The organism is Lysinibacillus sp. NPDC093216, from assembly GCF_050280325.1.
Lineage (GTDB): Bacteria > Bacillota > Bacilli > Bacillales_A > Planococcaceae > Lysinibacillus.
Map to the genome: position 1 here is coordinate 115195 of NZ_JBNNVB010000008.1, position 21844 is coordinate 137038.

General features: G+C 38.6%; 18 protein-coding genes. 15 read left to right on the plus strand and 3 right to left on the minus strand.

Annotation, left to right across the window (positions count from 1 at the left end):
- Positions 1–154 precede the first annotated feature (154 nt).
- Both tpx and ACQKOG_RS11720 read left to right on the plus strand, forming a co-directional pair.
- Positions 155–658 carry a thiol peroxidase gene (gene tpx / locus ACQKOG_RS11715; protein ID WP_337989065.1) on the plus strand — a complete coding sequence of 168 codons (504 nt, stop codon included), beginning with the start codon at positions 155–157 and terminating at the stop codon, positions 656–658.
- Between the two features lie 89 nt (positions 659–747).
- Positions 748–1677, plus strand: a complete 930-nt coding sequence (locus tag ACQKOG_RS11720) for a class I SAM-dependent methyltransferase (RefSeq protein WP_370075711.1) — start codon at positions 748–750, stop codon at positions 1675–1677.
- Positions 1678–2188: 511 nt separating this feature from the next.
- Here ACQKOG_RS11720 and ACQKOG_RS11725 read toward each other — a convergent pair.
- Positions 2189–2638, minus strand: a complete 450-nt coding sequence (locus ACQKOG_RS11725; RefSeq protein ID WP_100544912.1) for a universal stress protein — start codon at positions 2636–2638, stop codon at positions 2189–2191.
- 401 nt (positions 2639–3039) lie between these two features.
- On the opposite strand from ACQKOG_RS11725, the gene ald reads away from it, so the two are divergent.
- From ald to ACQKOG_RS11740, 3 genes are all read left to right on the plus strand, one after another.
- Entirely contained in the window at positions 3040–4155 is a 1116-nt protein-coding gene (gene ald, locus ACQKOG_RS11730; protein ID WP_402868365.1) for an alanine dehydrogenase, read from the plus strand.
- Between the two features lie 195 nt (positions 4156–4350).
- On the plus strand, positions 4351–5874 hold the full coding sequence (locus ACQKOG_RS11735) for an AbgT family transporter (protein WP_427446604.1): 1524 nt from the start codon (positions 4351–4353) through the stop codon (positions 5872–5874).
- Between the two features lie 199 nt (positions 5875–6073).
- The gene (locus ACQKOG_RS11740; RefSeq protein ID WP_402868369.1) at positions 6074–7258 is read left to right on the plus strand and encodes an amidohydrolase; all 1185 of its coding nucleotides are present in this window, start codon (positions 6074–6076) and stop codon (positions 7256–7258) included.
- Positions 7259–7520: 262 nt separating this feature from the next.
- Here ACQKOG_RS11740 and ACQKOG_RS11745 read toward each other — a convergent pair whose 3' ends face one another.
- Positions 7521–8609, minus strand: coding sequence for a M24 family metallopeptidase (locus ACQKOG_RS11745; protein ID WP_370075703.1), 1089 nt, complete (start codon positions 8607–8609; stop codon positions 7521–7523).
- Between the two features lie 85 nt (positions 8610–8694).
- Between ACQKOG_RS11745 and ACQKOG_RS11750 the strand changes: the two genes are divergently transcribed.
- From ACQKOG_RS11750 to ACQKOG_RS11760, 3 genes are all read left to right on the plus strand, one after another.
- The gene (locus ACQKOG_RS11750; protein ID WP_402868371.1) at positions 8695–8850 is read left to right on the plus strand and encodes a hypothetical protein; all 156 of its coding nucleotides are present in this window, start codon (positions 8695–8697) and stop codon (positions 8848–8850) included.
- Positions 8840–9523 carry a metal-dependent hydrolase gene (locus tag ACQKOG_RS11755; protein ID WP_370075701.1) on the plus strand — a complete coding sequence of 228 codons (684 nt, stop codon included), beginning with the start codon at positions 8840–8842 and terminating at the stop codon, positions 9521–9523. Before ACQKOG_RS11750 ends, ACQKOG_RS11755 begins: the two co-directional genes overlap by 11 nt.
- A gap of 153 nt (positions 9524–9676) precedes the next feature.
- Positions 9677–10984 (plus strand): DRTGG domain-containing protein, encoded by a 1308-nt coding sequence (locus ACQKOG_RS11760; protein WP_370075699.1) that lies wholly within the window; start codon positions 9677–9679, stop codon positions 10982–10984.
- A gap of 98 nt (positions 10985–11082) precedes the next feature.
- Here ACQKOG_RS11760 and ACQKOG_RS11765 read toward each other — a convergent pair whose 3' ends face one another.
- Positions 11083–11388: a YtpI family protein gene (locus ACQKOG_RS11765; protein WP_370075697.1), complete on the minus strand. Its 306-nt coding sequence runs from the start codon at positions 11386–11388 to the stop codon at positions 11083–11085.
- A gap of 90 nt (positions 11389–11478) precedes the next feature.
- On the opposite strand from ACQKOG_RS11765, the gene ACQKOG_RS11770 reads away from it, so the two are divergent.
- The 7 genes from ACQKOG_RS11770 (at position 11479) to pyk (ending at position 21786) form a co-directional block, all read left to right on the plus strand.
- Positions 11479–12423: a DHH family phosphoesterase gene (locus ACQKOG_RS11770; protein WP_370075695.1), complete on the plus strand. Its 945-nt coding sequence runs from the start codon at positions 11479–11481 to the stop codon at positions 12421–12423.
- A 354-nt stretch (positions 12424–12777) separates the two neighbouring features.
- Positions 12778–15861 carry a DNA polymerase III subunit alpha gene (gene dnaE, locus ACQKOG_RS11775; RefSeq protein ID WP_427446588.1) on the plus strand — a complete coding sequence of 1028 codons (3084 nt, stop codon included), beginning with the start codon at positions 12778–12780 and terminating at the stop codon, positions 15859–15861.
- A 448-nt stretch (positions 15862–16309) separates the two neighbouring features.
- Positions 16310–16951 (plus strand): FadR/GntR family transcriptional regulator, encoded by a 642-nt coding sequence (locus ACQKOG_RS11780; protein WP_370075691.1) that lies wholly within the window; start codon positions 16310–16312, stop codon positions 16949–16951.
- A 21-nt stretch (positions 16952–16972) separates the two neighbouring features.
- Positions 16973–17821, plus strand: coding sequence for an acetyl-CoA carboxylase, carboxyltransferase subunit beta (gene accD, locus ACQKOG_RS11785; protein ID WP_427446591.1), 849 nt, complete (start codon positions 16973–16975; stop codon positions 17819–17821).
- Positions 17814–18770 carry an acetyl-CoA carboxylase carboxyltransferase subunit alpha gene (locus ACQKOG_RS11790; RefSeq protein WP_370075687.1) on the plus strand — a complete coding sequence of 319 codons (957 nt, stop codon included), beginning with the start codon at positions 17814–17816 and terminating at the stop codon, positions 18768–18770. Before accD ends, ACQKOG_RS11790 begins: the two co-directional genes overlap by 8 nt.
- A gap of 267 nt (positions 18771–19037) precedes the next feature.
- Entirely contained in the window at positions 19038–19997 is a 960-nt protein-coding gene (gene pfkA / locus ACQKOG_RS11795; protein WP_370075685.1) for a 6-phosphofructokinase, read from the plus strand.
- Positions 19998–20025: 28 nt separating this feature from the next.
- Positions 20026–21786, plus strand: coding sequence for a pyruvate kinase (pyk, locus tag ACQKOG_RS11800; protein ID WP_370075683.1), 1761 nt, complete (start codon positions 20026–20028; stop codon positions 21784–21786).
- Positions 21787–21844: the final 58 nt, after the last annotated feature.

Consider the following 21844-nt stretch of genomic DNA (forward strand, 5'->3'; position numbering starts at 1 on the left):
AGATAAGCTTGGAAAATGATGCAACCTAAATCAAATATGGATGAATAGGTTCGAAATGATTTTTTCAAAACTATTTTTGATAAGTTGTCTGAGTTGCAATTAATTCCCTCTATTTAGTAATATTATGTACATATGAAGATTAGGAGGCGTTTATATGGCACAAGTAACATTTAAAAATGGCCCAGTAACACTTGTAGGTAACGAAGTAAAAGTTGGAGACAAAGCACCAGACTTTACTGTATTAGCGAATGATCTATCACCTGTTACATTAAAAGATTCAGAGGGGAAAATTCGTTTGTTTAGCGTTGTACCATCATTAGATACTGGTGTTTGCGATGCACAAACACGTCGTTTTAATGAAGAAGCAGCAAACTTAGGTGACAATGTAGTTATCTATACTGTATCTGTTGACCTTCCATTTGCTCAAAAACGTTGGTGTGGTGCAGCAGGCATTGATGCTGTTCAAACAGTATCAGATCACCGTGACCTTTCATTTGGTGAAGCATATGGTGTCTACATCCAAGAATTACGCCTTCTAACACGTGCGGTGTTTGTTGTGGATGCAAATGACAAAGTGACATATGTGGAATATGTTCCTGAAGCAACAGACCATCCAAACTATGAAGCGGCAATTGCAGCTGTCAAAGCACTAGCATAATTTATTGATTTTAGGCTAAGATATTACTAGACAAAGGGGCTGTGACAAGTTTTTGTCACGGCTCTTTTCTGCGTGAAAGGAAGTTGTGTATGGAAAATATCGAAAAGTTATTTGGTATGCTAAATGAACATGCTGAAAAAATAGAAAAAGAACATAATGTTACATTGCTAGAAGGTATTTTAGATGGCTTAGAGGCATGGCTAGATGGGGAAGTTAATTTTTCACAAGAAGGTGCTACAAAGGAAGATGTGCGCAAAGCGATTCAAATTGCTGTTTTAAAGGGGATGAGAAAAGGTTCTCAGCCGAATCACCAAATGACACCTGATACTCTTGGGTTATTAGTTGGTTATTTTGTGGAGCAACTATTTGCGGAGCGTCTAGAAACAGAAAAAATATCTATTTTAGATCCAGCAGTAGGTACAGGAAATTTACTATTAACAGTTATGAATTTATTAGACGGAAAAACAGAAGCAACAGGTGTAGAAGTTGATGAGCTACTTATTCGTATAGCTGCAGCTACAGCTGATTTGACAGAGCAGCCAGTTTCCTTATTCCGTCAAGATGCTTTACAAGATTTATTAGTAAATCCTGCAGATGCTGTTGTTTGTGATTTACCGGTCGGGTATTATCCGAATGAAGATATCGCATTAGATTATGAACTATGCGCTTCAGAAGGAATGAGTTATGCACATCACTTATTTATTGAGCAGTCCATTAATTACACGAAGGATGGAGGCTATTTATTTTTCTTAGCACCAACCCATCTCTTCGAGTCTGAGCAGTCGAAACAACTGCATAAATACATTCAAAAGCATGCTTGGATTCAAGCCATTATTCAATTACCAGATACAATGTTCGCCAATAAAGCACTTGAAAAGAGCATTGTCATTTTGCAAAAGCAAGGTAAGGAATTCAATGCTCCAAAAGAAGTACTGTTAGCAAAAGTACCAAACATGCAAAATAAACAAGCTCTTGCTATGTTCTTTGAAAAAGTGAAGATGTGGCAAGAAGGGAAATAAGCATAAAACAGGCTGGGGCAAAACCGGTCAAAAACCTTAAAAAGCGTGAGAAATCAATTTTGAAATATGATTTCTCGCGCTTTTCTAATGTGAAATTTTTTAATTTTGCTTTAAAATATACTTCTTTAGTTTGTTGATAAAAGAATAAGTGCATTGGTTGATCTTCGTTACGACTGGGCGACTTCTTGAGGATCAGCGATAGAGGAACGAAGGCTAAAACCATCACGTCCTGTGATAACGCCTTTGTGACCAACCTCGTGTTGGCCCAAGTGGCTCATCGGACGCCCCCAGGAAGCTTTGCTCTGTGCGAAAGCGAAGCGTCAGCAACAAATGTTTTCTGTAGCGAAAGCGAAGCGTCAGCTACAAAGCGCCCAGTCGGAACGGAAATCAACCCCTCGTTTTGCAGAAGAGCCATACTTTATTTAATAGGAACTTTAATATCATTACATAATAGTTTTTCAACAATAAGAAAAAGGTATCCGAAATTGGATACCTTTTATGTAAGACAAAATTAAATTTCAGGTGTACGGATTACAAGTACGTCACATTTAGCTGAGCGTACAATTGCTTCAGATACTGAACCGATTAAGAAGCGTTCTACTGCATTTAGACCAGTTGCACCACAGATGATTAAGTCTGCGTCTACAATTTTAGAAAGCTCTTTTGTAATGATATTTTTTGGTGAGCCGTATTCAATTACAAGGTTAACATTTGTTAAGCCTTCTTCTTCAGCTTGTTTTTTGTAACCATTTAATAGCTCTTCAGAGAATGCTTGAGCACGCTCAGCAATTGAACGATCGTATGCTTCGATTGCAGCGAATGAACGTGTGTCAATAACATTTACTAAATTTAATACAGCACCTTCGTTACGTTTTGCTACATCAATCGATTTACGGAAAGCGTATTCAGCTTCCTTAGAACCATCTACTGCAACTACAATGCTTTTATATTTATTAGCCATTTGAATTACCTCCCAGATTTGTATATGTTGATTATACCAAATGATTTTCTAAAGGAAATACTTTCCGGAAGAAAAAATGTGAAGAAGTGAAGGCATTTACATTCACCCCAACAATAAATATTACTATCAAAAAGCATTTTTTTGTTTCTTACAAGGCATTCTTCAGGAAATCTCTTATCAATCGATAATAAACTTATATTTTTGTATGTTGGAAAATTACCAACTTGTTAATTGGAATATTTGCTGTTATTAGAATATTAGGAATTTTATCTATTATTATTTTAATTAAAGCATTTTTTGTTTATGTTTGGTAATATGGAAATGCAAGGGGTGCATCAATACATCGAAGAGTATGTAACAAAATGTGCTTATTTTTTAGGTAATGGAAGGGGATAGGGAAGATGAAGATTGGTATTCCAAAAGAGATTAAAAACAATGAAAATCGTGTAGCCATGACACCAGCAGGGGTTGTTACATTAACAAATGCAGGCCATGAAGTGTACATTGAATCTGGAGCAGGTTTAGGCTCAAGCTTTACAGATGCAGACTACGTTGCTGCAGGTGCTCATATTGTTGAGACAGCAAAAGAAGCATGGGCACAAGAAATGATTATGAAAGTAAAGGAGCCCGTAGCATCAGAATACGATTACTTCTATGAAGGTCAAATCTTATTTACTTATTTACATTTAGCGCCAGAGCTTGAATTAACGCAGGCACTTTTAAATAAAAAAGTTGTAGGGGTTGCATATGAAACAGTGCAATTAGCAAATGGTTCCTTACCACTTTTAACACCAATGAGTGAAGTTGCTGGTAAAATGGCAACGCAAATTGGTGCACAATTCTTAGAGAAAAACCATGAAGGTAAAGGTATTTTACTAGGAGGCGTATCAGGTGTACCACGCGGTAAAGTTACAGTAATTGGTGGCGGTATAGCTGGAACTAATGCGGCGAAAATAGCTGTCGGAATGGGTGCTGATGTAACGGTTATTGATTTAAGCCCAGAGCGTTTACGTCAATTAGAAGATTTATTTGGCCGTGATGTTCAAACATTAATGTCCAATCCTTATAATATTGCAGAATCAGTGAAAAACTCAGATTTAGTAGTTGGGGCAGTTTTAATTCCTGGAGCTAAAGCACCAAAGCTTGTTTCTGAGGAAATGATTAAGTCAATGCAACCAGGTTCAGTAGTAGTCGATATTGCTATTGACCAAGGCGGTATTTTTGAGTCATCTGATCGAGTAACGACACATGATGATCCAACTTATGTAAAACACGGAGTTGTGCATTATGCAGTAGCAAATATGCCAGGAGCTGTACCACGTACATCAACAATTGCTTTAACAAATAATACAATTCCTTATGCACTTCAAATTGCGAATAAGGGTTACAAACAAGCATGTGTTGAAAACGCAGCACTGAAAAAAGGTGTTAATACTATAGATGGACATCTTGTTTACAAGGCTGTTGCAGATTCTCAAGGTCTACCATATATAAATGTTGATGAATTAATTCAATAAATGCAAATAAGGGAGCGGTTCAATTTGATACGCTCCCTTATTATTCTAGCATTTCAATATAATATTCCAATACTAATAGATTTCCTCCCTTTAAAAGAGCGTATAGTGAATCGTTTAGTACATACAAAAAACAGAATATTTAAATTAATTGATGTTTTAGATAAATTATTGAAAGTTAAAGAGGATGAAATATGTATGCAACATGAAATAACTCAAAAAAAATCGTTTGTCGATAAGATGCTCGACACAATTGAACGTACTGGTAATAAATTGCCGGATCCGATTACATTATTTGTTATTATGGCATTATTAGTACTCATCTTATCTTGGGTTTTAGATGCTATGGGTATTTCGGCTGTAAAACCAGGAACGAATGAAACGATAGAGGTCGTTAATTTATTGAGTCGAGAGGGCTTAATTTTAATCGTTACACAAATGCAAAGTAATTTCACAGGATTTCCGCCACTTGGCTTAGTTATTGTGTCAATGATTGGAATTGGTTTGGCGGAACAGACAGGTCTGATTTCTGCGATTATGAAAAAGACTGTTATGAGCGCACCTCAGAAATTGATTGTACCAGTGATTATTTTAACAGGTTTAGTGGGCAATTTGGCTGCAGATGCGGCTTTCATTATTTTACCTCCAGTGGCGGCACTTATTTTTATGAGTATAGGACGTAACCCTTTAGTAGGTTTAATTGTGACGTATGCGGCTGTTGCTGGTGGCTTTAGTGCAAATTTATTAATTAGTTCACTCGATGTATTATTATTAGGTATTACAGAATCCGCTGCTCGTATTGTAGATCCAGATTATACAGGTCGCGCTACAATGAACTACTATTTCTTAATTGCTTCAACATTTGTTTTAATATTTATCGGTACATGGGTGACAAAAAAGTTTACAGAACCCCGCTTTGGCGATTATAAAGGAGAAATTAGCGTACTCGAACCATTAACACCGCTAGAGATGCGTGGTTTAAGGTGGGCAGGGATTGTTGCTATTATATATTCTGCAATTATTGCATATACAGTTATACCATCAAACGGTCTACTACGAGATCCTGAAACAGGCGGCTTTTTAAATTCACCATTTATGACGGGTATTGTACCAATTATGCTGTTCTTTTTCCTATTACCAGCGTTGGCATATGGTATTGCAGCAAAAGAGGTTAAGAGTGACAAGGATGTAGCAGAAAAAATATTTAAATCAATTGCAGATATGTCATCGTTTATCGTACTTGCATTTGTTGCTTCTCAAATGATTGCTTACTTCAACTGGAGTAATATTGGCTCAATTGTTGCAATTAAAGGAGCAGAATTTTTACAGGCATTGAATTTCACAGGTTTACCAATGATTATTGGATTTGTTGTGATCTGTGCACTCGTTAATTTACTGATTGCGAGTGCCTCTGCAAAATGGGCATTATTAGCGCCGATTTTTGTACCAATGTTTATGTATCTTGATTATTCACCAGCAGTTACACAAGTAGCGTATAGGGTAGGAGATTCGATTACAAATCCTATTACACCGATGCTTGCATATTTTGCTATTTTATTAGCATTTGCAAGACGTTACGATAAAAATATCGGAATCGGAACGCTAATTTCGGCGTTATTCCCATATACTATATTCTTTGCTATTGGTTGGGTTATATTATTTGCCATTTGGTTCTTATTGGGATTACCACTTGGACCAGGAGATTACATTAATATTCATTAAGTAACAGAATCCCACCTCTATAGGTGGTTTAAGTTACTTTTCAGCTGGTGTCCAAACACCTGTACCTGTCGCTACGCTTTCGGTACAAAAGACATTTGCTGAAATAGAGGAACTCACTCTAAGAACGCCACGTCCTGTGGGAACGACTGAGTGATGCAATTAGGACAAGGCATAATTGATAATAATAGGAGGGGTTTGAATGATTGCACAACACGTACAGCTTTCAACATTACTTGAACAATTTGAGGAGGAAATGATTACACTGCGTCGTCATTTTCATGAAAATCCAGAGCTTTCTTTTGAAGAGGTAGAAACCCCTAAAACAATTGCCGCATTTCATCGTGCATTAGGACATGAGGTGCGAGAAGGCGTAGGGGGTAATGGCGTTGTCGCAAAGCTTGTTGGGGACAAACCAGGTAAAACAGTGGCACTTCGGGCAGATTTCGATGCATTAGCAATTACGGAAGAGACAGGGCTACCATTCCAATCTAAAATCAAGGGTCGAATGCACGCTTGTGGGCATGATGGTCATACAGCAACACTACTTGTATTAGCGAAGGCATTAAACAAAATGCAAGCAGATTTAGCAGGAACGATTGTTTTCATCCATCAACACGCAGAAGAATTAGCGCCGGGTGGAGCAAAGTCTATGATTGAGGATGGCTGTCTAGAAGGTGTTGATGTTATTTTCGGGACGCATTTATGGGCTCCTGCAGAACTTGGTAAAGTGCAAATTGCATCTGGACCATTTATGGCTGCGGCAGATTCTATTGATATAACAATCAAAGGGAAGGGTGGGCATGGCTCTACTCCAAATGAAACGAAAGATTCGATTGTACTAGCTGCACAATTTATTACGAATTTACAACAGCTTGTAGCACGCCGAGTAAATCCGCTGCGCCCAGCTGTAGTGTCAATTGGACATATTGAGGCACTCAACCCATTTAACGTTATAGCAGATAAAGTGTATATGAAAGGAACGGTCCGTACATTTCATAACGAAGAGCGTGATCTCCTTGAACAAGAAATTGAAGAAGTACTAATAGCTACTTGCTATTTAACAAAGGCTGAGTATGAATATGAATACCGTAGAGGCTATCCACCTGTTGTGAATCATCTAGCAGAAACTGAGCATGTTATCAAGGCAGCCGAAAAGATATCTATTGTCGAAGCTGTTGAAATTGTCGATCCTACGATGGGGGGAGAAGATTTTGCTTACTATTTAGAAGAAAAACCAGGTGCATTCTTCTTTGTAGGTGCACAAAACCCTTCTTGGACGGAGGTATATCCTCATCACCATCCTAAATTTGATATTGATGAACGCTCGCTCCGCATTGCAGCAAATGTTTTAGGACAGGCAACTCTTGATTATTTGGAAAAATAATAAATGAACATAACGAAAGGAAGCACCACTGCTATAATGGTTGCTTCCTTTTTATTTCGCATTAAGGAGCATTAATTTAACTTCTTTCAGCAAATATTTTATGTAGCGAAAGCGAAGCGTCAGCTACAAATGTTTTATGTATGTAAAGTAAGGTGGAGATTAACTGCCCGTAAAAGCCCGATTGGTGAAGACTAATAATCAGTGAGGATGAAGAAAATCCCCACTGATTAAAGTTTCATTTTACCTGAGTAAATATTTTCAATTACAGTACAATCAAATCTTTAGGGAATTTTGTTAGTACTTCTACTCCGTCTTTTGTTACGACTACATCATCTTCAATACGGACACCTGTCACATCGGATTTATAGACACCTGGTTCAATTGTGAAGACCATGCCTTCTTCCATAGTCATTTCGTTTGCGCCTGTAACAGAAGGGAATTCATGTACAGAAATGCCGAGTCCATGACCAAGTCGGTGTGTGAAATATTCGCCATAGCCTGCGTCTGCGATAGTATCACGAGCGATTTTATCTAAATCCATTGCGCGAACACCTGGTTTTACAGCTGCAATTGCATTTGTGTTAGCTGATAGTACTGTGTTGTAGATTTCCTTTTGTGCCTCACTAGGTTCACCAAAGGCAACCGTACGTGTAATGTCAGAACAATAACCGTCGTAAATTACGCCAAGGTCGAATAATATCATATCGCCTTTTTCTATTTTTCGAGCACCTGGTTTACCGTGTGGAGAAGCTGTTTTGGGACCGCTCAATACCATTGTTTCAAAGGACATCTTGCAGCCTTTATCCTGAATAGCGTTTTCGATCGCAGTTAAGATTTCCATTTCTGTTTTGCCTTCAGCGATTTCTTTACAACCGATTTCAATAGCATAGTCAGCTAGTTCTGCAGCTTTACGTAATTTTTCTAATTCAGTTTCATCTTTAATTACTCGCATAGCATTGATTTTTTCGTCGAGACGAACAAAACTTGCCTGTGGGAATGATTGTTGTAGGGCTTCTAAACGCTCTACGATGAGCTGAGCTTTTTCAATAGCAAACGTTTGTGGGTTAACATTACGAGCTTTAATAGCTTGGGCAAGAACTTCCATTGAATTTTCAGTATCTTGGTGACCGATGACCTCATAAGGCCAACCTGCATCCTTCGCATCTGGGATTTCCATTTTGGGGCAAATTAAAAAAGGTTCTGCCTCTTTAAAAATCATCACGCCAAGTAATCTCTCATGCGGATTACTTTTAAAGCCTGAAACGTAAAAAACATTGTCAGGTGTCGTTACGAAAGCGGCATCAATTTGGTTTTGTTGTAAATAGTTTTGAATTTCTTCAACCTTTGACATACACAGTTCCTCCTCTTTTTGCATTGAAAAAAATTTCAAGTGCTTGGCTAAATTTATAGCCTCCCCGGTATGGGGCTTCAACGGAATGAATAATTGTTTCCTACAAGGTATACCTCTGTTGGGAAAGAATCTATTATTCTCTGTACTAGCATATCAAAAAAAGGGAAAAATCGCATGGATAGCGAATAAAAATGATGTAGCACAATATGTACTGCTAGGAGGAAATTTAGATGGAAATTAGTTATCATGGACATTCAGTTGTTAAAATTCAATCAAATGGGAAAACAATATTAATAGATCCATTCATTAATGGGAATGGGCTAACAGATTTAAAGGTAGCTGATGAAGCACCAGATATCATTTTACTGACACACGGCCATAATGATCATGTCGGTGATACAGTGGAGCTTGCGAAGAAAAAAGATGCGCTGGTCATTGCACCAAATGAGCTAGCCAATTGGATTTCTTGGCAAGGAGTGAAAGCGCATCCAATGCATATAGGGGGAGCTAAGGAATTTGATTTTGGTAAAGTGAAGTTTACTCAAGCGTTCCACGGTTCGTCATATGTAACAGAAAATAATGAAATTATTTATATGGGAATGCCTGCTGGAATTTTATTATTTATCGAAGGATTAACAATTTATCATGCAGGGGATACAGCTTTGTTTAGTGATATGAAATTAATTGGAGAACGCCATCCTATTGATATTGCGTTTTTACCAATTGGTGACAATTTCACGATGGGACCAGAAGATGCAGCTTGTGCAGTTTCATTTTTGAAGCCGAAAATTGTCGTACCAGTTCATTACAATACATTTCCTCCAATCGAGCAGGATCCACAAATTTTTGCGGATTTAGTGCAAAATGCAGAGGTTCAAATATTAAAAGCGGGTGAAAAAGTAAACTGTTCCTAATTAGTGACACTGCTGTACTATATGAGTTGGCACCACGTGCGTAGTTGAAACGATGGGAAAAGTAAAACAAATTCATCACTTTATATTAAATATTTTTATAAAAAATATGGTACACTAAGAGCAGAATTTGATGCTTGAGAAATAGGTGATATTTTGTCTACAAAACATGAGAGAATTTTGCAATACATCGAATCATTACCCGTGGGTGATAAAATTTCAGTACGTCAAATTGCAAAGGAAATGCAAGTGAGTGAAGGAACGGCATACCGTGCCATTAAAGAAGCGGAAAATCGCCGTTTAGTAAGCTCTATTGAACGTGTTGGAACAATTCGTATTGAGAAGAAAAAGAAAGAAAATATTGAGCGATTAACCTTCGCTGAAATAGTTAACATTATAGACGGCCAAGTTTTAGGTGGAAAAACAGGTCTACATAAAACGTTAACGAAATTTGTTATTGGTGCCATGCAATTAGAAGATATGATGCGTTATACAGATGCAGGAAGCTTGCTCATCGTTGGTAACCGTATTAAAGCACATGAAAATGCACTGCGAGCTGGTGCAGCTGTTTTAATTACAGGGGGCTTTGATACAACCGAGGAAAACAAGTTACTCGCAGATTCTTTGGACTTACCGATCATTTCAACAAGCTATGATACCTTTACTGTGGCAACAATGATTAACCGTGCAATTTATGACCAATTAATCAAAAAAGATATTTTATTTATTGAAGATATTTTTGTGCCAATGACGGATACTTCTGTTCTTCGAAATGATGAAACAATTCAACATTTCCATAAGTTAAATGAACGAACAACTCATGGTGCATTTCCTGTTGTGACAGCAAACAATAAGCTTGTTGGGATGATTACCGTAAAAGACGTTATTGGTCGAGAAGAAAACGAGCTTATTGATAAGGTTATGACTAAAAATCCGATTGCTGGATCGATGAAAATGAGCGTTGCCTCTGCAGGACATCGTATGATTTGGGAAGGGATTGACCTATTACCAATTGTTGATGATGACAATGTTTTGCAAGGTGTGATTAGTCGACAAGATGTACTAAAAGCGCTTCAGCTTGCTCAAAGACAACCGCAGCATGGTGAAACGATTGATGATTTAGTGAAAAACGAGATGAAGGTACTTGGCGATGAAGAATTAATCGTAGAATTTAAAGTAACACCACAAATGACAAATCAATATGGGGCAATTTCTTATGGAGCATTTACAACTTTGTTAGCGGAAGTTGGCTCATTCGCATTAAAACGCCGTAAACGTGGGGATGCAGTTGCCGAAAACATGACGATTTATTTCATCAAGCCTGTGCAAATGGAAAGTACACTTACTGTAAAGCCTCGAATATTAGACATGAGTCGTAAGTTTGTGAAAATGGACTTCGAAGTGTTTAATCAACAAATGCTTGTTGGGAAGGCTATGATGATGTTCCAACTACTGGAACGTTAAGAAAACACAAAAAGGGATGGTCTAGGGTAAATGCTAGACCATCCCTTTCACTTCTTTCAGCGGGTGTCCAAACACCCGTCGGAGGCATATTTGATTATTTATTGGTTAATTCGGTACTCTTCGTCAACAAATTGACCGTAGTGACGAACCCTTTTAATATTTTCCATAACAACAAAGATGCCTAAAACGACAAGAATTGCTACAATAATAAATGTATATAACCCAGGGAATAAATAGGCTTGGTTTAAACCAAATAAAAGAATAAATGCACCGAAACTTACATTAGCTTTACTTTTGTACCAATTTTTAGCGATTGGTAGTGAAGAACGAAACTGTTTTGTTTTAAAATAAAAATAAAAAACAAATGATATGATTATTGTAAACACAAATATTAAATTGAGCATAGTAAACCTCCTAGCATAACTAGTCATTATTGTAACGATAATTAAAGAAAAATGCTAACGGTTATTACTATCATTTTGGGGGAAATTAATTTGAAAAGACAAATCATCGACACAATTGCTTCATATGAAACAATCATTATTCATCGCCATGTGCGTCCAGATCCAGACGCATATGGATCTCAGCAAGGGTTAAAAGAGCTTATTTTAGCAAATTATCCAGAAAAGAAGGTTTTTGCTGTAGGTGAGCATGATGAATCTTTATCATTTTTAGCAAATCCAGATCATATTACGGATGATAAATACGACGATGCTTTAGTTATTGTGACAGATACGGCTAATACTGAACGTGTAGACGATCAACGCTATACAAAAGGTAAAATGATCATTAAAATAGATCACCATCCAAATGATGATCCGTATGGCGATTTACTTTGGGTGGATACGAATGCGAGCTCATGTAGCGAAATGATTTATGAGCTTTTTGAGGAAGGAAAACAAGTAGCAAACTGGATTCTACCTGATGCCTCCGCTAGATTATTATTTGCCGGTATTGTAGGGGATACAGGACGTTTCCAATTCCCTAGCACGACCGTAAAAACGTTTAAAATTGCAGGAGAGCTTATTACATATAATTTTGATCGAAATCAAATTTTCGATGGAATGTATGAAATGGAGCAAAAGCTATTAAATTTACAGGGCTATATTTATCAAAATTTCAAAATGGATGAGTATGGAGCAGCACATATCAAGCTGACAAAGGAATTGCTGGCAGAATTCAATGTTGTACCGTCAGAGGCGTCACTGTTAGTTGGCTGTCTTGGAAGTGTGAAAGGTATTTGTGCATGGGTGGTCTTCATTGAAGAGGCCGATCAAATTCGTGTGCGTTTACGTTCAAAAGGTCCTATCATTAACACTTTGGCGAAGGAATTTAACGGTGGAGGACATCCGCTTGCATCTGGGGCTACAGCTTACACATGGGAAGAAGCAGAGCATGTTATAACGAGATTACAGGAAATTTGTAAGGCATATCAATAAACATGATTATTTGGGCTCATCACTAAAATTTATGGATGACATTTGTTAAACGTATGCCATATATAAGTTGATTGGAGTGGAGGCTGGGCGACTCCTTGGGGATTAGCGTCACAGATGAGACCCTGCAGCGAAGCGAAGCGGCTCATCGGACGCCCCCAGGAAAGCTCTGCTCTGTGCGAAAGCGAAGCGTCAGCTACAAAGCGCCCAGCCGGAACGGAAATCAACCTCTCATTATGGTGATTATCCAATATTTGGCGATGATTTGTAAACTCAATAGAATAAGAACGTGCTTCTACCATAATAATAAAGCTTTGAAATTAACATTTTTTAATACCTAGAAAGGAAGGGATTCATTTGACACATGTATACACGAAAATGCATACGAGTGCGGATTTATTGAAAAGTACGATTCGGCTTGAACAATTGATCCCTTTTTTACAAGAGCAAAATACTCAGGCCTGTGCAATCGTCAATTCAAAATTGTACGGGCTTTTGCCTTTTTGTAAAGCATTGCAGCAAGCGAACATTCATGCTGTATTAGGGCTCACGATAAATGTACAGTGGCAAGCAAGAAAGGTTCCACTTGTGCTCTATGCTCAGACCCAAGAAGGCTACCGGCATCTTTTAAAGATTAGTAGCGCAGTTTCAATTCGAGAGGACGATGCACTTCCTTGGAAATGGCTTGAAGGATATGCAGCGGGCTGTGTGGCATTACTTTCTTCGGATGACTTAATAGAAATTGAGGATTGGACAGAAGTAGCAAGTGCTCTAAACAAGGTGTTTGGTAAGCGTTTGTTTATGGGGATAGCAAGACCTGCAGGGATGATAACTGAAAAAGAGGAAACGTATGTAGCATGGTGTGAAACTATGAACATAACACTGGTTGCCTCTCAGAGCTGCTATTTTTTACGCCCAGAAGATCATTTTGCCTTTGAGGTTGCAAGAGCGATAGATTCAGGTGACAAGATTACCGATACAATGTTATCAGCTCATTTACAAGGTTATTTCGCTCCAACGAAAGAGGAATGGCGAAGTTGGTTTGCTGATCATCCAGAATGGCTTGAGTCTAGTGCAATGATGCTTGCTAGCTGTACGGCGGAAATTCCTGAAATGCACGTTCAAATGCCTAAATTTCCTGTGCCAACAGGGGAAACGGCTGAAAGCTTGCTTGTCAAAGAGGTTTTTGCAGGATTGGCAGAACGTTTAAAGCAAACTGAAATTCCTCAAGTTTATCGGGAGCGACTTCAATATGAGCTTGAAATTATTTGTTCAATGGGCTTTGCAGATTATTTTTTAATTGTTGCAGATTTCATGCGTTTTGCTAAAGAAAATCGTATTTTAACAGGTCCTGGTCGTGGTTCATCGGCAAGTTCTCTTGTTGCTTATAGCTTATCTATTACGCAAGTAGATCCATTAGTTTACGGCTTATTATTTGAACGGTTTTTAAACCCTGAACGTGTTACACTGCCAGATATAGATATCGATTTTGTCGACAGTAAAAGACAAAAAGTTATCCATTATGTCACTCAAAAATATGGGAAGGCAAATGTAGCGCAAATTATTACGTTTGGCACTTTATCTGCTAAGGCGGTTGCTAGAGATGTTGCCCGTGTTTTTGGTTTTGACGCTGAAACATTGGAGAAAATCTCAAAAATGATTCCGAATAAACCTGGGATAACATTGCAAAAAGCACTGGCTGAATCACAAAGTTTACAAGGCTGGCTAGCCGAGGATGAAAAACATCGTCGCTGGTTTGAAGTGGCGTTAAAACTAGAAGGGTTGCCAAGAAATTCTTCTACTCATGCGGCTGGGATTGTGCTGTCACCTGCACCATTAGTCAATACGATACCGATTGAAGAAGGACATGATGGAATATATTGTACGCAATGGCCGATGGGAGATGTAGAAGCTAGTGGACTTGTCAAAATGGATTTTCTAGGATTGCGCAACCTGACAATTTTAGAGCAGATACGTTGGTCGATTTATAAAGCTGGTGGTCCTTGGATAGAGTTTGAGCTTATTCCAATGCAAGATGAAAAGACATTTGAACTTCTTCAAAAGGGAGATACACTAGGGATTTTTCAATTAGAATCGGAAGGTATGAAGCAAGCTTTACGTGATATTCATCCAAATCATTTTTTAGATATAGTGGCAGTCAACGCGTTATATCGCCCTGGTCCGATGGATTTTATTCCTGTATATGCAAGACGAAAAGCAGGAAGGGAATCGGTTACTATGCCACATCCAGCTTTAGAACCCATTTTACGAGAGACGTTTGGTGTCATAGTTTATCAAGAACAGATCATGCAAATTGCTTCGGTGATGGCTGGTTTTACGATGGGACAAGCGGACTTACTGCGTCGGGCGGTAAGTAAGAAAAATCGTCAAGTATTAGAGGAGCAACGTGCCGCATTTGTAAAGGGGGCAATGAAGCAAGGCTTTGACGTTCATGTGGCAGAAGAAGTGTATGCATTAATTGTGCGCTTTGCAGACTATGGTTTCCCTAAAAGCCATGCTGTCGCATACAGCGTTATTTCCTACCAAATGGCTTATTTAAAAGTACATTTCCCACAAAGCTTTTATACAGCACTTTTATCAAATGCTACAGGGAATGTGGAGAAAATCCTACAGGTTGTGAGTGAGGCGAAAGAGAAGGGGATTCCATTTTATCCACCGTCATTGAAACAGAGTACAAAATTTTTTACTGTTGAAAAGGATGGAATTCGCTATAGTTTATCCGGAATAAAGGGTGTACCTCATACATTTATAGAGACAGTGAATGCCTTACGCCAAACGAATGTAGAAGCATTTGATAATTTATTTGACATGGCAGTTGCCTTAAGTGCACAGCAATTTAAACCAAAAGTAATGGAAGCTTTAATTTTCGCCGGAGCTCTCGATTATATAGGGAAAGATCGTGCTGTACTAATAGCAACATTGGAGGCAGCCTTAAAGCAAGCTGAGCTGCTAAGACCAACTGAGGATATTGATATAGAATCGGCTACTGCCTTTAGCTTTGGTAAGCCGAAGTATATGGAAGCGGAAGCGATGCCACAAAAGGAAAAATTACTTCATGAAAAGGAAAGTCTTGGTTTTTATATTTCTGCACATCCGGTCTCAGAGGAAAGAGCTTTTTGGAATGAAGTAAATAGTACATGCCGAGAGTTGAAGCATGCTCGTGAGGGAACGTATGTAAAAATGATTGGCATAATAGAAGAAATAAAAAAAATACGCACAAAAAAAGGTGAGCAAATGGCTTTTGTTCAGCTTCAGGATGAGTTTGGAACGGTATCTGTAACCTTATTCCCGCAAGTCTTTCATCTTGTTCAAGAGCTGTTACTCGAAGATGAATTGCTTTACATTGAAGGAACGCTTGAAAGACGCTTTGGTAAACCTCAAGTGAAAGTAAAACATGCACAGACGACGAAAAGAATATGAAATTGAAGAAAATTATAGAAACTGCATAAATTTTTATGCAGTTTTTTCTTTACTTTTTAATAATTATTTTGTAAGCTAGAGTCAATGTTAAAAAGTGGTCAGACCACTTTTGCCTTCATTCGGTAGGAGATGCCATCTTCTGAAGGTGGTGGATTTAGTTAGGTATCCAAACACTTACTGAAATAGAGGAACTTAGTCTAAGAACGCCACGTCCTGTGGCAACGACTGAGTGACCAACATCATGTTGGCCCAAGCCTTTGGACGCATTGATTATCTGAGCGAAGGATAAGCGACAGCAACAAATGTTTTCTGTGCGAAAGCGAAGCGACAGCAACAAATGTTTTCTGTGCGAAAGCGAAGCGACAGCAACAAAATGTTTTCTGTGCGAAAGCGAAGCGGCAGCAACAATTAGGCCAAGGCGAAATTGATAGAACGAGGAGTTGATCGTATGGATAAAAAAACCGAACAAAAGAAAGTTTTTTTAGATATCGTCCAACAATTACGACAACTTATTAAAATGGAAAAAATACAGGCTGGTGAAAAGCTACCTTCCGAACGAGTCCTTTCAGAACGTCTAGGTGTCGGGCGATCCTCCGTGAGAGAGGCATTGCGAAGCTTAGAGTTGTTAGGTCTTATTGAAACGAGACATGGGGGAGGTACCTTCCTAGCTTCCACACAAAAGCATCAGCTCGTAGAAATATTGTCGATGTTTATATTAGAAGATGAAAAATCAAAAAAGGATGTCGAATTAACGCGAGAAATTCATGAAAAGGAAGCCATTCGCGTAATAAGTTGTACAGAGACTCTGAGAACACTGCCTGTGTGGGAAAGTTTTTTTGTAAAGCTTGAGATAGAAAGCGCGATTAATTGTCGAGACGTTTTACGGGAAATAATAATCACGTCAGGAAATCGTCTTTCACTAAAAGTATGGTTTCAGTTAGCAGTTTATGACGGTGACCGTTTAAATCGAAACTCAACAGAAGAAGAAAAATTAATCATTCAAACTATGTTGAAATCGATGCAGCTCGGCTATGAAAAAGAAGCATTACAAGCTTACGAGCAGTGGATGAAGACTGTACGAAGTAATTAGACAACAAAGGGGGAGTCAAACATGGCAATTCGCAGCCTATTTACTAAAAAGAAAGAGGATGGACAAGAAAAGGGATTTCCAGAAGGACTTATGACAAAATGTCCAGAATGCCGTCATATTCAATTAACGAAGGAATTAGAAAAAAATCATAAAGTATGTTCAAAATGTGACCATCACTTCAAAATGACAGCGCAGGAGCGCGTAGCGGATTTTTTAGATGAAGGTTCATTTGTTTCAATGGACGATCATTTACAAACAAGTAACCCTCTTAATTTCCCTGCTTATGTAGAAAAAATTTCAGCGGATCAACAAAAAACGGGATTAAGCGAAGCTGTGATAACTGGTTTAGGTACCCTGGACGGAGAAGAAATTGTTGTAGCAATTATGGATTCTCATTTCCGTATGGGCTCAATGGGCTCAGTTGTCGGAGAAAAAATCACACTCGCAGTTGAAAAAGCTACTGAATTACGTCTACCATTTATTATCTTTACTGCTAGTGGTGGAGCGCGCATGCAAGAAGGTATTCTATCATTAATGCAAATGGCAAAAACGAGTGTGGCATTAAAACGCCATAGCGATGAAGGGCTATTGTTTATTTCTATCTTAACGCATCCTACAACAGGTGGCGTTTCTGCAAGCTTTGCCTCTGTTGGAGATATTAATATTGCTGAACCACAAGCATTGATTGGCTTTGCTGGTCGCCGTGTCATTGAAGAAACAGTAAGAGAAAAACTGCCAAGTGATTTTCAAACGGCAGAATTTTTATTAGCTCATGGTCAGCTTGATGCCATCTTCCATCGAAAAGATTTACGAAACCAAGTAGCAGTGCTTGTGAAAATGCATACGAAAGGCGGCGTGCAACATGTCTAAAAATTTAGCTTTTGAAGAACCAGTAGTACAATTACGTGAAAAAATTGATGAGTTAAAAACGATTGCTGCCGATGCAGATGTAGATATGACAGGCGAAATCGAAACTTTAGAAACACGTCTAACACAGTTAGAACAATCCATTTATGCCAATATGAAGCCGTGGGATCGTGTACAGGTTGCTAGACATCCAGAACGACCAACGACATTACAATATATAGAGGCTATGTGTGAAAACTTTATTGAGTTACATGGTGATCGTACGTTTGGTGATGATGCGGCTATTCTTGGAGGAATTGCTCTTTTTGAAGGTCAGCCAGTAACAATTGTTGGACATCAACGCGGAAAATCAACGAAAGAAAACATTCGTCGGAATTTTGGTATGCCACATCCAGAAGGATATCGTAAGGCATTACGTTTAATGAAACAGGCCGAAAAATTTAAGCGCCCAATTATTTGTTTTATTGATACGAAAGGTGCTTATCCCGGTAAGGCTGCTGAGGAACGAGGTCAAAGTGAAGCGATTGCCAGAAATCTAGTTGAAATGGCGGGCTTAACAGTGCCAGTTATTAGTATTGTTATTGGAGAAGGCGGTAGTGGAGGTGCGATTGCATTAGGTGTAGCGAATCGTGTCTTTATGTTAGAAAACTCAACGTATTCGGTTATCTCGCCGGAAGGGGCTGCATCGATTTTATGGCGTGATGGTAGCCTAGGAAAGCAAGCAGCAGAAGCAATGCGTATAACAGCACCTGACTTAAAAGAGCTTGGCGTTATCGATGGAATTATCCCTGAGATAACAGGTGGAGCTCATCGCAATGTAGCGAAGCAAGCACTTTATATAAAAGAATGTATAAGTGACACACTAAAAGTATTGAGCTCTTTAAATGGCGAACAATTAATTGAGGACCGTTATGAGAAATTCAGAAAGATTGGACAATATACAGAAGCTTAAATTACAGTTTTAGGTTTTTGGATATGTAAATTTGCTCGAAAATAGTTAAAAATTGTGATTCGTATTAATAAAAAAAAATAGAGTGAATAGCACGAGAAATAAGGAATAAATGTTAAATTTAGGATGTTTTTGACTAGAAAGAGTGTGTGAAAGCGCATTCTTTTTATTTTTTATGTAAAAGTTATGTTTTTCTAGCCTCAGAACCCTTACATAGTTTGTTTTTTCATGTTAATGTGAATAATAATAGTATCTGCAGGAGGTTCGACAATGAAAAAAATTGCGGTATTAACAAGTGGTGGAGATGCGCCAGGAATGAATGCAGCTATTCGTGCAGTCGTTCGTAAGGCAGCATATCATGGAATTGATGTTGTCGGAATTAAGCACGGCTATGATGGCTTAATAAAAGGAAGTATGGAAAATCTTGATTTAGGTTCGGTAGGTGGCATTATTCAACGTGGTGGTACACATTTAAATTCTGCAAGATGTCCCGAATTTAAAGAAGACGCTGTTCAGCAGCGAGGCATTGACAATATGCGTGAAGCTGGCATTGAAGGACTAGTCGTTATTGGCGGTGATGGTTCTTACCGTGGAGCTATGGATTTAGTGAAAAAAGGCTTTCCTGTTGTTGGCGTACCAGGAACAATTGATAACGACGTACCAGGAACCGAGTATACGATAGGATTCGATACTGCACTAAATACGGTTGTGGAATCTATTGATAAAATCCGCGATACAGCAACTTCCCATGAAAATTCCTTTATCGTTGAGGTGATGGGGCGAGATGCAGGGGACATTGCTTTATGGGCAGGTCTTGCAGCTGGAGCTGAAACAGTTTTAATTCCAGAAGAAGATTATAATTTGGATGATATTGTGGCACGCTTAGACCGTGGTGCAGCTCGCGGGAAAAAGCATAGCATTATTATCGTCGCTGAGGGTGTCATGTCTGGTAACGAATTGGCAAAGCTATTATATGAAAAAACAGGAAAAGAAACGCGTGTTTCTGTTCTTGGACATATCCAACGTGGTGGTTCACCTACTGCGCGTGATCGTGTTCTAGCGAGTCAATTTGGTGCACATGCAGTTGAATTGCTAATGGAAGGAAAGTCTGGCAGGGCGGTAGGTATCCGTAATCATCAAGTGATTGACTATGATATGCCTGAGGCTTTCGAAAAAAATCATGAGGCAGATGTAAGCTTATATACTTTAATGAAAGAACTATCAATATAATTTGTTATAAAAACGGAGTGGGCAGAAAATGAGAAAAACAAAAATCGTATGTACAATTGGTCCAGCAAGTGAGTCACCAGAAATTTTAGAGAAACTAATTGAAGCAGGTATGAATGTTGCCCGCTTAAACTTTTCGCATGGTTCCCATGAGGAGCATGAAGTACGTATTAATTTAATTCGCGAAGTAGCACAAAAATTAGGGAAACCAGTTGGGATTTTACTCGACACAAAAGGCCCTGAAATTCGTACACACAATATGAAAAACGGAGAATTGCATTTAGCAGCAGGGCAAGTCATTGATATTTCAATGACTGAAGTGGAAGGAACGGAGTCAAGCTTCTCTGTAACGTATGATCGTTTAATCGAAGACGTTGAACAAAACTCCATTATTTTATTAGATGATGGACTAATTCAACTACGCGTATTAGCAAAAGATATGGAAAAAGGTCTTATTCATACGATTGTAGAAAATTCAGGTGTCTTAAAAAATAAAAAGGGTGTTAACGTTCCAGGTGTTTCTGTACAACTTCCTGGAATTACAGAAAAAGATGCACAGGACATTCTATTCGGTAGTAAGCAAGGTGTTGACTTTATTGCAGCCTCGTTCGTTCGTCGAGCAAAGGATGTACTAGAAATTCGAGAATTACTTGAACAAAATGGCGGTAGCCACATTCAAATTATCCCGAAAATCGAAAACCAAGAGGGTGTCGATAATATCGATGAAATCATCTTAGTTTCAGATGGATTAATGGTAGCACGTGGTGACCTCGGTGTAGAAATCCCAGCAGAAGAAGTACCACTTGTACAAAAGAAATTAATTTTAAAATGTAATCAAGTAGGTAAACCAGTTATTACAGCTACACAAATGCTAGATTCGATGCAGCGTAATCCACGTCCGACACGAGCAGAGGCTAGTGACGTAGCAAACGCAATTATTGATGGTACAGATGCAATTATGCTTTCTGGTGAAACTGCAGCAGGGCTTTATCCAGTAGAGTCCGTACAAACAATGAATAAAATCGCACTGCGTACAGAAAATTCATTAGACTATAAGGCAATCGTCTCTACACGTAGTCGTGAAAAAGAGGCAAATATGACTGAGGCGATTTCTCAGGCAGTAGCATACACTTCGATTAACTTAGGCGTAAAGGCAGTACTTGCACCAACAGAAAGTGGTAACACAGCTAGAATGATTGCAAAATATCGTCCTGGTGTACCGATTGTCGCTGTAACAGGTTCAGCTAATACAGCTCACGCATTAACACTAGTTTGGGGTGTGAACCCAGTTGTTTGTCAACGAGTTACGACAACAGATGAAATTTTAGAGCTAGCTGTTGATGAAAGCTTGAAACATGGATTTGTAACGCATGGTGATGCAGTTGTCATTACAGCAGGTGTACCAGTAGGTGAAGCAGGTACTACTAACTTAATGAAGGTACACATCATCGGCGATTTATTAGCTCGTGGTCAAGGAATCGGTAAAGCTTCTGTAGTAGGTAAAACAGTTGTTGCTAAAAATGCAGCAGAGGCACTAGCTTATGACACAGACGGATGCATTATAGTAACGGTTGGTTCCGATCGTGATATGATGCCAGCACTTGAAAATTGTATTGGTTTGATTACAGAAGAGGGCGGGCTAACAAGTCATGCAGCGGTTGTAGGACTAAGCCTTGGTATCCCTGTTATCGTCGGGGTAAAAGAAGCCACTACATTGATTCGCCACGGTCAAGAAATTACAATGGATGCTGAAACAGGAGTTATTTACAAAGGGCATGCAAGTGTTCTTTAATCTATAATAAAAAGCTCTAGTGCAACTTATTTGCACTAGAGCTTTTCTTATAGTAAAG

Coding starts and splice junctions, on each gene's coding strand:
- tpx (WP_337989065.1), top strand. CDS start 155: ATGGCACAAGTAACATTTAAAAATGGCCCAGTAACACTTGTAGGTAAC.
- ACQKOG_RS11720 (WP_370075711.1), top strand. CDS start 748: ATGGAAAATATCGAAAAGTTATTTGGTATGCTAAATGAACATGCTGAA.
- ACQKOG_RS11725 (WP_100544912.1), bottom strand. CDS start 2,638: ATGGCTAATAAATATAAAAGCATTGTAGTTGCAGTAGATGGTTCTAAG.
- ald (WP_402868365.1), top strand. CDS start 3,040: ATGAAGATTGGTATTCCAAAAGAGATTAAAAACAATGAAAATCGTGTA.
- ACQKOG_RS11735 (WP_427446604.1), top strand. CDS start 4,351: ATGCAACATGAAATAACTCAAAAAAAATCGTTTGTCGATAAGATGCTC.
- ACQKOG_RS11740 (WP_402868369.1), top strand. CDS start 6,074: ATGATTGCACAACACGTACAGCTTTCAACATTACTTGAACAATTTGAG.
- ACQKOG_RS11745 (WP_370075703.1), bottom strand. CDS start 8,609: ATGTCAAAGGTTGAAGAAATTCAAAACTATTTACAACAAAACCAAATT.
- ACQKOG_RS11750 (WP_402868371.1), top strand. CDS start 8,695: ATGAATAATTGTTTCCTACAAGGTATACCTCTGTTGGGAAAGAATCTA.
- ACQKOG_RS11755 (WP_370075701.1), top strand. CDS start 8,840: ATGGAAATTAGTTATCATGGACATTCAGTTGTTAAAATTCAATCAAAT.
- ACQKOG_RS11765 (WP_370075697.1), bottom strand. CDS start 11,388: ATGCTCAATTTAATATTTGTGTTTACAATAATCATATCATTTGTTTTT.
- ACQKOG_RS11780 (WP_370075691.1), top strand. CDS start 16,310: ATGGATAAAAAAACCGAACAAAAGAAAGTTTTTTTAGATATCGTCCAA.
- accD (WP_427446591.1), top strand. CDS start 16,973: ATGGCAATTCGCAGCCTATTTACTAAAAAGAAAGAGGATGGACAAGAA.
- ACQKOG_RS11790 (WP_370075687.1), top strand. CDS start 17,814: ATGTCTAAAAATTTAGCTTTTGAAGAACCAGTAGTACAATTACGTGAA.
- pfkA (WP_370075685.1), top strand. CDS start 19,038: ATGAAAAAAATTGCGGTATTAACAAGTGGTGGAGATGCGCCAGGAATG.
- pyk (WP_370075683.1), top strand. CDS start 20,026: ATGAGAAAAACAAAAATCGTATGTACAATTGGTCCAGCAAGTGAGTCA.